The following is a 13,140-nucleotide window of genomic DNA, read 5'->3' as shown; positions in this document are numbered from 1 at the left end:
CCGCGTAAACCTGCAGGAGCGGCCTCGTGCCGCGATGGGCTGCGCAGCAGACCCATAATCTGAGATTCCATACTGCTGGAACCCTTTACGGATCCGATGACCTTCAAAGGTTGTGCAACACGTGGCTCCCACCGGGCATTGTGTAGCGCATCAATGCAGTACCTTGCTCTGCAACGCCTCCGACCGACGTCCGAGTACGTTTTCGCTGATCTGCACGAAGTCCTCGAGGCTGACGCTGGGCAGTCGCATCAGCCCGCGCGCCACGTCGTCGAGCGATTGCCGGGCCTGGGTATGAATACGGATCTCCTTGTCCAGTGCCTGCAACAGCATCACCCCTCGCGCCACCTGGGCAGGCGTCGCCTGGTGCCCCTTGAGGTGCTTGACGCTTGCGCCCTGTTTGCTCAAGCGCGCCTGCCAGGCCTGATAACGATCATCACTCATGCCACCTGATCGGCGCAGCAGCTCGGTGGCGTAGTAGTCGGTCAAGCTCTCGATCAACCAGTCATTGCCCTCACGCCCACGCAGCTGAGTGAACAACTGGACCACTTCGCGCAGCAGCGGGCTGCTGCCGCTCTCGCTGACCATGGCCTGGCCACTGTGCAGGTAGAGCGAGCCGTGGGCTGCCATCGCCCCGCGCCACATGTGGTCGCGTGCGCCCACCACCAGCAGTTTGGGCGGGTTTCTCGGGAAGGTGGCCTGCAGTTGCGGCCAGATGTAGGTCAGCAAGGTCAGGTTGTCCATGCGGCGCATCCCTTCCCCAACCGGCGCCGCCACCGTCACGTCGGTTTCGCCCAGGCGCGCACGGCGGCTACCCAGGTTGCCAACCAGCATCCAGCCCGTGGGGCGGTCGAATAGGCGCGAGACGTTGTCGATGCGGAACTTGTCCTTGCCAATACGTGGCCAGGCGGTCTCGACGCTTTTCCAGCCTTCGGGCAGGTCGAATGCCAGGCGGGCGACCAACTCGGTGCCGTCCTGCTGGTCCAGCCGACCGGGTGGGACCAGTTGGTCGCCCATGAACAGTGCCCAGTGCGCTGTCATGCGCGTGTTGTACACCCCAGGCCCGTGGAGCTGGTTCAACTGCACGCGGTAGCTCAGGCTGGTCTTGCCGGGCGCTGGCTGCCATACCCCGCGCTGGCCGCGAAGCTGCCAGTGGCCATCTGCCTGGAAGCCGCTGTAGGCCCCCGCCTTGCCCAGGTCGAAGTCCAAACTGCGCACAGCACTGCCATCGGCCAGCGTAAGGCGTACTTCGGCCTGTCCGGTCGCAGGCAACAGCCGAACCTGATAGTCAAGATCGACTTTCTTCGCCCAGGCCGGTGCTCCCGCCATCAACACCAACACGGCCACCAGCACACTCAAACGGCTACGCATACCGACACTCCTTGTTCACCAGCGGGTAAAGCGCCTGGTTAGCTGGCGCGAAAGATCAGGTGGTCTTCCCAGTCGTCCTCGTGCACGTCACGCTCGCTGAGCATGCGCCCTGCCTGGGAGATGCGCTGCTCATGCACTTGCTGACGGTCACCGCATACCAGGTGGTGCCAGACCGGCAAGTCCTTGCCTTCGCTGACCAGGCGGTAACCGCAAGTCGCTGGCAACCAACGAAACTGGTCAGCCTTGCCCGGGGTGAGCTGAATGCAGTCGGGCACCTGGGCGAAGCGATTGGGATAGTCGCTGCACTGGCAAGTGTCGAGGTCCAGCAACTTGCAGGCGATGCGGGTGTAGTAGACGCTGTTGTCGTCCTCGTCCTCGAGCTTTTGCAAGCAGCACAGCCCGCAGCCGTCGCACAGCGACTCCCATTCCTGCGGGTTGAGTTGCTCTAGGGTCTTGCGCCGCCAGAACGGGGCGTTATCAGCGATCATGACGCGATTTCCTGCAAGGGATCAGCAGCGCGTGTCCGACATCGGGCCCGAGGCAGACAGCGCCTGAAACGGTTCGTTAAGGCGTGCAGCATGGAGCTGGTAGCCGTGGCGGCGCCAGTCTAGGGCCTGGCATGCAGCAATACCAGACCGCTTGTCAGCGGTGCTCGAACTCAGGCCCATAGCAGGGTGATACGCCTGAAGGGCACCCCGAGGGCGCCACCTGCGGGCAGCGCGCTCTGATACAGGCCGGTCGATCAATACCCGCGGTCGAAGTTCACCTCGCCACGCAGCGCCTGGTCGGCTTCGAACGCCTGCAGGTTGTCGAGGAACAACCGCACCATGGCCGCAGGCGTGGTGGGCGCTGCGCTATGTCCGGTCAGCAACAGGCCCCAGGCGGTCCAGAATGGATGCTGCCTGGGCAGAGGTTCCTGGCGGCATACGTCGATCACCGCCCCGGCCAGGTGCCCCTCTTTCAGCGCCTCCACCAGGTCGGCGTCGACGACAGCCACACCGCGCCCGGCATTGATGAACAACGCAGTTGGCTGGAAACGCCGGAACATCGCCGCGTCAAAGATATCGTGCGTGGCCGGCGTGTCGGGCAGCAGGTTCAGCACATAGTCGACCTCGCCCACCAGACGCGCGAGATCGTCCAAGGCTGCTACCTCGGCGAATGGCGGCTGTTCACGGGCCTGGCTGGCCACTCCGTACAGCACCACCCCGAACGGGCGCAGGAACTCGGCCACGGCCTGACCGATATCGCCGGTGCCGACGATCAATACCTTGCGGCCCTGCAGCGAGCAACCAGGGCGCTCATCCCAGCGCCGCTCCACCTGGCTGACCAGGCGCGACAGGACGTGCCGTTCATGGCCCAGCATGTAGGTGAGCATGTATTCGGCCATGACCTGGCCGAAAATGCCCACGGCGCGGGTCAGGCGATACGCGCGGGGCAGCCCCGTGGCCAGCAGTGGCGTGATGCCGGCCCAGGTCGACTGCATCCAGTGGGGGCGATGCCCCTGGCGCAACAAGCTGGCCAGCAGGTCGGGCTGGCCGAGCCAGACCGGGCACTGTGGCGCCAGCCGGGCCAATTGCGCGGAATCGTCGCTGGTCAGGACTTCAAGGTGCGGTGCCGCCTGGTGCAACAGGTCGGCGTAGCGGGCGTGGTCATGCTCGGCAATCAGTACGCGCATGATCAGGCGGGATCGTTTCGGTGCAGCAACTCGTCGGGCAGGTGCTCGATGTACTCGTCATCCGGCGGCGGCATCTGCAGGTGATAACCCTGATTGTCGAGGTTTTCCAGCACCTTGGTGATGTCTTCGCGGGCCAGCTTGCGTTCGGGGCTGAGCACCAGGTCGAAGGCGTGCTGGGGCGTGCCGAAGAACGGCAGCAAGCCTTCGGGTACGCGTTGCAAGCCATCGGCCTTGAGCACGTACAGGTACATTTCGTTCTTGCGGGGGCTCTTGTAGATCGAGCAGATGCGTTTCATTGAGGGTCTCCGGCACTGGCCAGGCTGTCCAGCAGTGCCTGGCCCATCCGCTCACGGCGCCAGCCGCGCAGCGAATCGGGCAAGGTGTAAGGGCCGTCGGGGTAACCGCTTTTAAGCAGGGCCTCGAGGGTTTTCTTGCGCAGCATCAGCTCGGGCGCGATACCTAGCCGTTGCCCTTCGGCCTGGCCGACGGCGCGCAGTTGCTTGAGAATGCCCGAGGCTTCGATCGGCAGCGGCTCAGGCAATGGCTCGGGCCATTGTTCGGCCGGAAGGCTAGCGGCGTGCTTGATCAGTTGCAGCAAGGCTTCGCCATCTTGGCGCAAGGTGCGCGGGTGCATGTCGTCGATGCGGGCCAAGGCCGCCAGGTTGGTCGGCTGGCTCTTGGCGATGGGCCACAGCGCATGCTCCTTGAGGATGCGGTTGCGCGGAACGTCACGCAGGCGGGCCTCGCGCTCGCGCCAAGCGCACAGGGCGCGCAGCACCGCCAACTGCTGGGGCGACAGCTTCCACGCCAGCTTGACCTCACGGTACAGGCTGTCGGGCTGCACCTCGCGGCGCAACTGGGCCACCAGTTCAGCACCGTCTTCCAACACCCAGGCGTACTTGTCGTCGGACAGGCGCGCATGCAAGGCGCTGAACAGCTCGGCCAGGTGCACGGCGTCCTCGGCGGCATAGCTGACCTGGGTCTCGGACAGTGGGCGTTGCAACCAGTCGGAGCGGGTCTCGCCTTTGGGCAGGTCGATGCCCAGTACCTCCTGTACCAGCCGCGAATAGCCCATGGAGAAGCCAAGGTTGAGATAGCCGGCAGCCAGCTGGGTGTCGAACAACGGCTGGGGCAGCTTGCCGGTCAGGCGCAGCAGCACCTCCAGGTCCTCGCTGCAGGCATGCAGCACCTTGACCACGTTACGGTCTTCGATCAGCTCGGCCAGCGGCTGCCAGTTGGCGATCAACAGCGGGTCGATCAGGAACGCGCACTTGCCATCGCCAATCTGGATCAGCCCTGCCTTGGGGTAGAAGGTATCGACGCGCATGAATTCGGTATCGACCGCGACAAACGGCAATTGGCGCCAGTCGCGGCAGTGTTCGGCCAGGCTCAGGTCGTCACGGATCCAGTGAATTTCGATGGCCACAAGGCTCTCCCACTAACATTGGCGCGCAGTATATACGGCGCGGGCACTGCTGGTGAAACCCGGGCCATCCTTGATGTCGATCAATGGTGCAATTTCACGGACTGTGCAACCAGGCCGGCGCCAAGCTCCAGGCAATGTCCCCCCCACTGCGCGTTGACGGCGTTCGCCAGGCAAGCCCACCCTCGCCTGCTCAGCGCCTGGCGGTGAGCCAGGGCCGGCAGCTGGCAAACAGGTCCAGGGAACGCTCGTACACCTGGGTGCGAACCTGCAACAATCCCAGCATCGAGTGGAACAGGTTGTCCTGGGACAAAGGCGCATCGTTCAACTTGGCCAGGCAACCGGTATCGACACCGAAGTCCTGCTGATAGCTGTCGGAAAACCAGGCCAGCAGCGGTACATGCTTTTGCTGTTCCGGGGCAATGGCGTACGGCGTCCCGTGCAGGAACAGGTTGTACTCGCCCAGCGATTCGCCATGGTCGGACAGGTAGATCATGGCCGTATCGACCTTGTCCTGCCGGCTGCGCAGGGTGTCGATCAGGCTGGCCAGGACCCGGTCGGTGTAGGCCAGGGTATTGTCGTAGCCATTGATGATCTGCGCCTGGCTGCACTGGTCCAGGGCATTGCTCTGGCACACCGGGGCAAAGCGCTGGTCGGCCTTGGGGTAGCGTTTGAAGTAGTCGGGGCCGTGGCTGCCCATCTGGTGCAACACCAGCACGGTGTCCTTGTCCAAGTGGTCGATCAGCTCGCCCAACCCCTGCAGCAGGATTTCGTCGTGGCACTCGCCTTCGCCGCAGAATTGCGGGTCCTTGAGCTTGCTCATATTGATGAACTGCACGCGGTCGCAGGTGCCCTTGCACCCGGACTGATTGTCGCGCCACTGCACATCCAGGCCCGCCCGCTTGAGAATATCGAGCAGCCCTTCGCGGTTCTTGGCGATGCGCGCATCGTAGGCCTTGCGGGGCATGCCGGAAAACATGCAGGGTACCGACACAGCCGTTTCAGTGCCGCAGGAATGAACGTCCGAGAACGCCAGCAACCCTTGCTCGGCGGCAAGCCTGGGGGTGGTATCGCGGTTGTAGCCCAGCACGCCGAAATGATCAGCGCGCGCGCTTTCACCCACCACCAGCACCGTCAGGGACTTGCGCTGATGGTGCTGCCAGTCCGGGGTGCGGGCGGCATCTTCGCCATAGTGGGCAAAGGGGCGTGCAGTGGTGACCACGCGCTCGCTCACGTAGGCCATGGAGGCACCGACGATATTGCTGGGGGTCAGCATCAGGCGCAGTTCGTGGTGATTGCGAAACAGCGACGACAGACCCTGGTAATTGGCCAACCCTACCGAGCCCAGGCCTACCACGCAGGCCGCCGTGACCACCAGCTTGCCGAACAGCTCGCGCTGCCACGGCCGATACACCACCGGCGCTCGCCACAGCAGTACCGAGGGCAATACTCCAAGGCCAAGCATGTACAAGCCGAACTTCAGCGACAGCAGGTCGCGCACTTCTGCCACGTTGGTTTCGGCGATGTTGGCGAACATGCCTGCATCGATCAGCACGCCATAGCGGTTCATGAAATACGCCACCGCCGCACCACTGACGAACAGCAGCACCAGCAAGGGCTTGAGCACATAGCGGAAGGCAATGAGGGTAAGGATGAGGTTGAAGGCGAACAACATCAGCACCGCAAATGCCAGGGTCAACCACAGGCCGGGCAAGCCGGGGGGCACTACCTGTTCCAGGTGCTCCCAAAGAAAGACATTCAAGCCGATCAACAGGTACAGGCTGGCCAGCAGCGTGACCCATTCGGTGCGCAGGGGTTTGATGTTGAGCATTCAGGTTCGCAACCAAGAGAAGTGACCACCAGTGCCGGATGGCACTGGGAGCAAGCTGGGCGAACTCTAGAAACCGAGCCATCAATTTTCTGTGAAAAATAACGTAACAATTTAGTGAAAGCGCTGATTTCGACGCGTACCCGTCAGTCGTTCAGCAGGGGTTCAGGTTTCGCAGCCTCCCTCCCCGGGACAAACGCGGCTATCCTCAGAGGTCAGGACCTTAACCAATCCCCTGACAGAGGTGAAGAAATGCCTGTTCCGCACGATCTGCTCGCTGACTTGCACGTTACCGCTGACGCATTCCAGGCACTCATTGACAAGGACCAGACGCTGCATGGCTTGCACAAGGAGTACAACGCCAAGGACAAGGAAGTGGTCGCCGCCGAGAAGAACGGCACCAACGACGAGGCCGTTACGCGCTTGCGCCGCGAGCGGCTGCTGATCAAGGACAAGATCGAGCGCATCATCCACCCGCCCAAATAATCACCGGCCTCTTTGCAAGCGCCAGCCCGTCATCGCTTCGCATGACAGGCTGGCGCTGAACCGCTCGCCGCTACAGCCCTGCCATCATTACCCGGCCAAAGCGCCCAGCGCCGTTTCCAGGTCATCGATCAGATCGGCGACCGCCTCGATACCCACCGACAGGCGCAACAGGTTCTCACTGATGCCCATTGCCCCTTTCTGCTCGGGGCTCATGGAGCAGTGGGACATGGTCCAGGAATGGTTGATCATGCTTTCGACCCCACCCAGCGAGTCGGCCAGCACGAAAATCTGCAGCGCTTCGACCAGCCGATTGAGCGCCGCCCGATCACCCTTGACCTTCATGGCAACCACCGCCCCGCCGCTGCGCATCTGACGCTTGCACAGTTCATGCTGCGGATGGCTTGGCAGCCCTGGGTAGTACACCTGCTCGACCTGCGGGTGGCCTTCGAGCCTGCGGGCAACTTCCAGCGCGTTGGCACACTGGCGCTCCATGCGCACGTCCAGGGTCTTGAGGCCGCGCAACGCCAGGTAGCAATCGAACGGCCCTTGCACCGCGCCGATGGCCATGCTGATGCGGCGCAGCTGTCGGTGCAGGTCTTCGCTGGCCGCCACCACCACCCCACCGGTGAGATCGGAATGGCCACCGATGTACTTGCTGGCCGAGTGCATGACCAGGTCCACGCCCAGGGTGATCGGGCGCTGGTTCCACGGTGAGCAGAAGGTATTGTCGATGCAGGTCAGGATGCCCCGGGTGCGGGCAAGGTCGCAGACGGCCTTGATGTCGATCAGGTGCAGCAGCGGGTTGGTCGGTGATTCGATCCAGATCAGCCGGGTTTCGGGCTTGATGGCAGCAGCCACGGCATCGAGGTCGTTGAGGTCGACGTACGTGGTGGTCAGGCCGGACGTGCGGCTGCGGTAGTCCTCCAGAATTCGAAAGGTGCCGCCGTATACACCATTCATCACCACCACATGGGCGTCCTTGGGCAGCAGTTCGAGCACGGTGGCCGTGGCATTCACCCCTGACGCGCAGGCCACCGCCCCTACGCCTTCCTCCAGGGCTGCAACACAGGTCTCGTAGGCGTGGCGGGTGGGGTTGCCTACGCGGCTGTAGGAGTAGTCCGGCGTGTCGTCCAGGCCGCGCTTGATGAACGAACTGGCCGTGACGATGGCTGGAAAAATGGCATTGTCGGCGACTTCGAACTGCTCGCCGGCATGAATGGTTCGGGTGGCGAAATGGCGCGGCTTGTCGGACATGGTCGGGCTCGTTGGCAGAGGTAAGGTTGCCACTATCGCACAACGCAAAAGCCCTGACCTTGGGGTACCCTGTGAAAACTTCTTCGCCACGGCCCATGCACTCTATGGACAGCTTCGACCGACACATTCTGACCCTCTTGCAGCGCGATGCCGCGCTCTCGCTCAAGGCCTTGGCCGAGGCCGTCAACCTGTCCACCACCCCTTGCTGGAAGCGGGTCAAGCGCCTGGAAGACGAAGGCTATATCGTCGGTCGTGTGGCCCTGCTGGATCCTGGCCTGCTAGGGCTGGGCCTGACCGTGTTCGTGCAGGTCAAGACCCAGCGCCATGACAGTGCATGGCTGGAGCAGTTCGCCGCCACGGTCACGGCGTTCGAGGAGGTGATGGAGTGCTACCGCATGTCCGGCGACTGGGACTACATGCTGCGGGTGGTGGTAGGCGATATCGCGGCGTATGACCGGTTCTACAAGAAGCTGATTACCAGCACCGATGGGTTGTCCAACATTACCTCGAGCTTTGCCATGGAGCAGATGAAGTACACCACGGCCTTTCCAGTGAACCGCGGTTGACGCGGGTTTGCACGGGCGGCCCTGTTGCACACTGAGGCTCAGTCGGTCGCCAGGGCCGCTGCAATGCGATTATCCGCCTTGGCCTTCTCGACCTTGATCGCCACGAACTTGGAGGTCGGGGTGTAGGTCCCTTCACCATAACTTTCCAGCGGCACCAGGGGGTTGGTTTCCGGGTAATAGGCGGCAGCCTGCCCCTGCGGCACGTCATAGGCCACCAGACGAAAACCCGACACCCGTCGCTCGACGCCGTCGTCCCAGAGCGACACCAGGTCGACGTGTTCACCGGGCTCGAAGCCCATGCGCCGAATGTCGGCCTCGTTGACGAACACCACTTCGCGTAGCCCGAACACACCGCGGTAACGGTCATCCAGGCCATAGAGGGTGGTGTTGTACTGGTCATGGGAGCGCAGGGTTTGCAGGATAAGGTCCGGTTTGTCGCCACGGGCCAGCACCTGGGCGTTGACCAGTTCAGCGGGTAGCGCATTGGGGCTGAATTGCGCCTTGCCGGTGGCCGTGCGCCAGGTGCGGTCGGCAGCGTGGTTACCCAGGTGGAAGCCCCCGGGTTGCTGCAGGCGTTCGTTGAAATGTTCGAAGCCTGGAATCACGTCGGCAATCAGGCTGCGGATATGGGCGTAATCGGCCACGGCGTGCTCCCAATCGATGGGGTGCTTGCCCAGGGTGGCCTGGGCCATGCCGGCAATGATCCAGGGTTCGGAGCGCATGTGGGGCGAACGTGGCCGTAGCTGGCCGTGGGAGATGTGCACCATGCTGAAGGTGTCTTCGACTGTTACACCTTGCGGCCCGCTGGCCTGCAGGTCGATTTCGGTGCGGCCCAGGCAGGGCAGGATCAAGGCATCGCCACCGGTCACCAGGTGCGAGCGGTTGAGTTTGGTGGAAATCTGCACGGTCAGTGCGCAGTTGCGCAGGGCGGCATGGGTGCGTGCGGTGTCTGGGGTGGCCTGGGCAAAATTGCCCCCAAGGCCGATGAACACCTTCGCCCGACCTTCTTCCATGGCCTTGATCGCCAGTACGGCGTTGTGCCCGTGGGTGCGCGGCACCTGGAACTCGAAGCGAGCTTGCAAGGCATCGAGCAAGGCGGTCTTGGGCTTCTCGTCGATGCCCATGGTCCGGTCACCCTGCACGTTGCTGTGCCCGCGCACCGGCGAGAGCCCCGCGCCGGGTTTGCCGACATTGCCACGCAGCAATTGCAGGTTGACGATTTCCTGGACGATGGCCACCGAATGACGATGCTGGGTTACGCCCATGGCCCAGCACATGATCACGCGTTCGGCCTTGCGGTACATGCGCGCGGCCTGTTCGATCTCGGCCTGGGTCAGCCCGGACTGCGCCACGAGGGCCGGCCAGGGTGTGGCATCCAAGGTCTGCAGGTAGGCCTCGATGCCGCTGGTGTGCTCGGCGATGAACGCATGATCGAACACCGCAGGTTCGCCCTTGGCCTTGGCTTCGCGTTCCCACTGCAGCAGGTACTTGGCGATGCCGCGCATGACCGCCATGTCCCCGCCCAGTGCCGGGCGGAAGTAGGCGGTATTGGTGGGCTCGGAGCCGTTGCTGAGCATCTCCAGGGGGTGCTGAGGGTGCTGGAAGCGCTCAAGGCCCCGCTCCTTGAGGGGGTTGAAACATACCACCTGGGCACCGCGCTTCACGGCTTCGCGCAGCGGTTCGAGCATGCGCGGGTGGTTGGTGCCAGGGTTCTGGCCAATGACGAAGATGGCGTCGGCCAGCTCCAGGTCGTGAAAGACCACGGTGCCTTTGCCTACGCCCAGGGTCTGCGCCATCCCGACGCCGCTGGCCTCGTGGCACATGTTCGAGCAGTCCGGGAAGTTGTTGGTGCCATAGGCGCGCACGAACAACTGATAAAGGAAGGCCGCTTCGTTGCTGGCCCGGCCCGAGGTATAGAACTCGGCCTGATCGGGAGATTCCAGGGCGTGCAGGTGCTTGGCGATCAGCGCAAAGGCCTCTGCCCAGCTCGTCTCGACATAGTGGTCGGTGGCCGCGTCATAGCGCATGGGATGAGTCAGGCGGCCCTGAAACTCGAGCCAGTAATCGGTCTGATCGGCCAGGGCGCTGACGCTGTAGCGGGCAAAGAAGGCCGGATCGACCGAGCGGCCGGTGGCCTCCCAATTGACGGCCTTGGCGCCGTTCTCGCAAAACTTGACCGTGTCGTTTTCCGGCGACTCGCCCCAGGCGCAACCGGGGCAGTCGAAGCCGCCATTCTGGTTGGTCTTGAGCATGGCGCGCAAATTCTTGAAGGCGTTGTCACTGCCCAGCCAGCTTTTGGTCACGCTCTTGAGCGCGCCCCAGCCGGCAGCGGCGCCTTTGTAGTCGCGGATATGTGGGTCCTGGCTCATGGGTGAAATCCTCGCCCTGCTATGGCTTTTGTCCAGCCTATGAAGCCTTGTGTAGAGCCGTCCAATCGAAAGATCTTACGAGGTGATAAGCGCCTTCGATGACCCCCGTAAACGCGGGAGCTGAGCAGTGATAGAGAGCATTTATCGGTCAGTCGGCCAAAGCCATTTGACGGCTCGGCCCGCCAGGCGCTAGCTTGGAGGCCATTCCCCCTGATTCGAGCGCATACGTGGAACAGAGCAGCCGGGCACTGATCGACGGCTTCAACCGGAAAATCGACTACCTACGGATGTCGGTCACAGACCGCTGCGACTTCCGTTGCGTGTACTGCATGGCCGAGGACATGCAGTTTCTGCCCCGCCAGCAGATCCTGAGCCTTGAAGAGCTGTTCCAGGTGGCCGAGCGTTTCGTGGCGCTGGGCACCCGCAAGATTCGCCTGACCGGGGGCGAGCCGCTGGTACGCCAGGGCATCGTCGACCTGTGCGGGCGCATCGCTGCCCTGCCAGGGCTGCGCGAGTTGTGCCTGACCAGCAACGGCTCGCAGTTGGGGCGCCTGGCACAACCGCTCTTCGATGCGGGGGTGACGCGGCTGAACATCAGCCTCGACAGCCTGGATGCCGACCGTTTCAAGCAACTGACCCGTACCGGCGACCTGCACCAGGTAATCGCCGGCATCGACGCGGCACGTGAAGCCGGTTTTCGCCGCACCAAGCTCAACTGCGTGGTACTGAAGGGCCGCAATGACGATGAGCTGTTCGACCTGGTGCGCTTTGCGATCGATCGCGAACTGGACATCACCTTCATCGAGGAAATGCCGCTGGGGGAGATCAGCGAGCACGCCCGTGGAGAGTCGTTTTTCTCCAGCGACGAGGTACTCGCAAGGCTGGCCGAGCAGTTCAGCCTGATCGAGTCGACCGAGTCTTCCCAGGGCCCTGCGCGGTACTGGCGCCTGGCCGATGCCCCGCACACCCGGGTGGGGTTCATTTCGCCCCACAGCCACAATTTCTGCGCCACCTGCAACCGCGTACGCCTCACCGTAGAGGGTCGCTTGTTGCTGTGCCTGGGCAATGAGCACTCGGTCGACCTCAAGCATGTGCTGCGGGCCCATCCCGGCAACGCTGAACGGCTGGAAAAAGCCATTCGCGACTCGTTGCACCTCAAGCCGTACCGCCATCACTTCGAGGTGGGCGGCGACGTTCAAATCCTGCGCTTCATGAACATGACCGGCGGCTGATCAGCCGTCTCTGGATTGCCATGATCGTTCATCCCACCCAGGGTGTGCTGCGAATGCTGTTCACCCTCAAAGGGTCGATCATCAAGCAGATCGCCCTGCGCTGCCTGATGGTCACCTTGCTCGCGGCAGTCATCGTCCTGGTGGAACGGCATTACCCGGCATTCTTCTATCCGGTCAGCGCTACACCGTTCACACTGCTCGGCTTGTCGCTGTCGATCTTCATGAGCTTTCGCAACAACGCGTGTTATGACCGTTGGTGGGAGGGGCGCAAGGCCTGGGGCAGGTTGATCGTCGAGATTCGGTCGTTCACTCGCGAAAGCGTGGTGATCGCCGATGCCGCGCTGCGCGCCGACATGCTGCGCAGCCTGTGCGGGTTCGCCCATGGGCTCAATGCCAGGCTGCGAGACGAGGACGACCTGGCCGCCGCGCGGCCCTGGCTGGGCAATGCCGAGGCGATCAGCCCCCACAACGTGTGTAACGGCATCCTCCTGCACCTGGGCGAGCAGTGTTCGCGGTTGACCGAGCAGCAGGGCCTGTCCGAGTGGCGCTACAACCTCTTGGCGCAGCGGTTGGCGGGGCTTGGGGAGGTTCAGGCCACCTGCGAGCGGATCAAGGGGACACCGTTGCCCTTCCCCTATACCTTGCTGCTGCATCGCACCATCTACATCTTCTGCCTGTTGCTGCCTTTCGCCCTGGCCGAACCGCTAGGCTGGCTGGCGCCGCTGTTCACGACCATCGTTGGGTATACCTTCTTTGGGCTCGACGCCATTGGCAACGAGTTGGAAGACCCGTTCGGCCGCGACGAGAACGACCTGCCTACCGATGCCATGGTGCGAACGGTAGAGCGTGATGTGTTGGCCGCCCTGGGGCAGACGCCGCTACCGCCAGCGCTGTTGCCGGTGGGGTATGTGTTGAGTTGAAGGCGCTGCGAAGCTCAAA

At 63.1% G+C, this 13,140-nt stretch carries 12 protein-coding genes; 4 read left to right on the top strand and 8 right to left on the bottom strand.

Going from position 1 to position 13,140, the window contains the following annotated elements; all coding sequences use genetic code 11:
- Positions 1 to 150: 150 nt before the first annotated feature.
- The 6 genes from ACF8GB_RS16545 to ACF8GB_RS16520 all read right to left on the bottom strand — a co-directional run bounded on the left by ACF8GB_RS16545 (position 151) and on the right by ACF8GB_RS16520 (position 6,297).
- The gene (locus tag ACF8GB_RS16545; protein ID WP_392527335.1) at positions 151 to 1,368 is read right to left on the bottom strand and encodes a hypothetical protein; all 1,218 of its coding nucleotides are present in this window, start codon (positions 1,366 to 1,368) and stop codon (positions 151 to 153) included.
- Between the two features lie 38 nt (positions 1,369 to 1,406).
- Entirely contained in the window at positions 1,407 to 1,856 is a 450-nt protein-coding gene (locus ACF8GB_RS16540; RefSeq protein ID WP_058604209.1) for a YcgN family cysteine cluster protein, read from the bottom strand.
- A gap of 254 nt (positions 1,857 to 2,110) precedes the next feature.
- Complete coding sequence (locus ACF8GB_RS16535) at positions 2,111 to 3,043, bottom strand: D-2-hydroxyacid dehydrogenase (protein WP_078478943.1); 933 nt, start codon at positions 3,041 to 3,043, stop codon at positions 2,111 to 2,113.
- 2 nt (positions 3,044 to 3,045) lie between these two features.
- Complete coding sequence (locus tag ACF8GB_RS16530) at positions 3,046 to 3,339, bottom strand: YcgL domain-containing protein (RefSeq protein ID WP_023534892.1); 294 nt, start codon at positions 3,337 to 3,339, stop codon at positions 3,046 to 3,048.
- A complete protein-coding gene (gene rnd, locus ACF8GB_RS16525) occupies positions 3,336 to 4,469 on the bottom strand; it encodes a ribonuclease D (RefSeq protein ID WP_058638050.1) in 1,134 nt (377 codons plus the stop codon). Before rnd ends, ACF8GB_RS16530 begins: the two co-directional genes overlap by 4 nt.
- Before the next feature lie 190 nt (positions 4,470 to 4,659).
- Positions 4,660 to 6,297 carry a phosphoethanolamine transferase gene (locus tag ACF8GB_RS16520; protein WP_392475749.1) on the bottom strand — a complete coding sequence of 546 codons (1,638 nt, stop codon included), beginning with the start codon at positions 6,295 to 6,297 and terminating at the stop codon, positions 4,660 to 4,662.
- A 249-nt stretch (positions 6,298 to 6,546) separates the two neighbouring features.
- On the opposite strand from ACF8GB_RS16520, the gene ACF8GB_RS16515 reads away from it, so the two are divergent.
- Positions 6,547 to 6,780, top strand: a complete 234-nt coding sequence (locus tag ACF8GB_RS16515; RefSeq protein ID WP_058604205.1) for a YdcH family protein — start codon at positions 6,547 to 6,549, stop codon at positions 6,778 to 6,780.
- An 87-nt stretch (positions 6,781 to 6,867) separates the two neighbouring features.
- On the opposite strand, the gene ACF8GB_RS16510 is transcribed toward ACF8GB_RS16515, so the two are convergent.
- Positions 6,868 to 8,034, bottom strand: a complete 1,167-nt coding sequence (locus tag ACF8GB_RS16510; RefSeq protein ID WP_197844506.1) for a PLP-dependent aspartate aminotransferase family protein — start codon at positions 8,032 to 8,034, stop codon at positions 6,868 to 6,870.
- A 104-nt stretch (positions 8,035 to 8,138) separates the two neighbouring features.
- On the opposite strand from ACF8GB_RS16510, the gene ACF8GB_RS16505 reads away from it, so the two are divergent.
- Positions 8,139 to 8,600 (top strand): Lrp/AsnC family transcriptional regulator, encoded by a 462-nt coding sequence (locus tag ACF8GB_RS16505; protein ID WP_023534914.1) that lies wholly within the window; start codon positions 8,139 to 8,141, stop codon positions 8,598 to 8,600.
- Between the two features lie 38 nt (positions 8,601 to 8,638).
- On the opposite strand, the gene ACF8GB_RS16500 is transcribed toward ACF8GB_RS16505, so the two are convergent.
- Positions 8,639 to 10,969, bottom strand: a complete 2,331-nt coding sequence (locus ACF8GB_RS16500) for an FdhF/YdeP family oxidoreductase (RefSeq protein WP_058638047.1) — start codon at positions 10,967 to 10,969, stop codon at positions 8,639 to 8,641.
- 227 nt (positions 10,970 to 11,196) lie between these two features.
- On the opposite strand from ACF8GB_RS16500, the gene moaA reads away from it, so the two are divergent.
- Both moaA and ACF8GB_RS16490 read left to right on the top strand, forming a co-directional pair.
- On the top strand, positions 11,197 to 12,201 hold the full coding sequence (gene moaA, locus ACF8GB_RS16495) for a GTP 3',8-cyclase MoaA (protein WP_197844504.1): 1,005 nt from the start codon (positions 11,197 to 11,199) through the stop codon (positions 12,199 to 12,201).
- A gap of 20 nt (positions 12,202 to 12,221) precedes the next feature.
- Positions 12,222 to 13,121, top strand: coding sequence for a bestrophin family protein (locus ACF8GB_RS16490; RefSeq protein WP_197844503.1), 900 nt, complete (start codon positions 12,222 to 12,224; stop codon positions 13,119 to 13,121).
- Positions 13,122 to 13,140: the final 19 nt, after the last annotated feature.

Origin of the sequence: Pseudomonas sp. xss_4, assembly GCF_043104125.1 — a bacterium.
Lineage (GTDB): Bacteria > Pseudomonadota > Gammaproteobacteria > Pseudomonadales > Pseudomonadaceae > Aquipseudomonas > Aquipseudomonas parafulva_B.
Note: the sequence above shows the minus strand (reverse complement) of the source record. Positions and strands in the feature narration are given on the sequence as shown.

Coding starts and splice junctions, on each gene's coding strand:
- ACF8GB_RS16545 (WP_392527335.1), bottom strand. CDS start 1,368: ATGCGTAGCCGTTTGAGTGTGCTGGTGGCCGTGTTGGTGTTGATGGCG.
- ACF8GB_RS16540 (WP_058604209.1), bottom strand. CDS start 1,856: ATGATCGCTGATAACGCCCCGTTCTGGCGGCGCAAGACCCTAGAGCAA.
- ACF8GB_RS16535 (WP_078478943.1), bottom strand. CDS start 3,043: ATGCGCGTACTGATTGCCGAGCATGACCACGCCCGCTACGCCGACCTG.
- ACF8GB_RS16530 (WP_023534892.1), bottom strand. CDS start 3,339: ATGAAACGCATCTGCTCGATCTACAAGAGCCCCCGCAAGAACGAAATG.
- ACF8GB_RS16520 (WP_392475749.1), bottom strand. CDS start 6,297: ATGCTCAACATCAAACCCCTGCGCACCGAATGGGTCACGCTGCTGGCC.
- ACF8GB_RS16515 (WP_058604205.1), top strand. CDS start 6,547: ATGCCTGTTCCGCACGATCTGCTCGCTGACTTGCACGTTACCGCTGAC.
- ACF8GB_RS16510 (WP_197844506.1), bottom strand. CDS start 8,034: ATGTCCGACAAGCCGCGCCATTTCGCCACCCGAACCATTCATGCCGGC.
- ACF8GB_RS16505 (WP_023534914.1), top strand. CDS start 8,139: ATGGACAGCTTCGACCGACACATTCTGACCCTCTTGCAGCGCGATGCC.
- ACF8GB_RS16500 (WP_058638047.1), bottom strand. CDS start 10,969: ATGAGCCAGGACCCACATATCCGCGACTACAAAGGCGCCGCTGCCGGC.
- ACF8GB_RS16490 (WP_197844503.1), top strand. CDS start 12,222: ATGATCGTTCATCCCACCCAGGGTGTGCTGCGAATGCTGTTCACCCTC.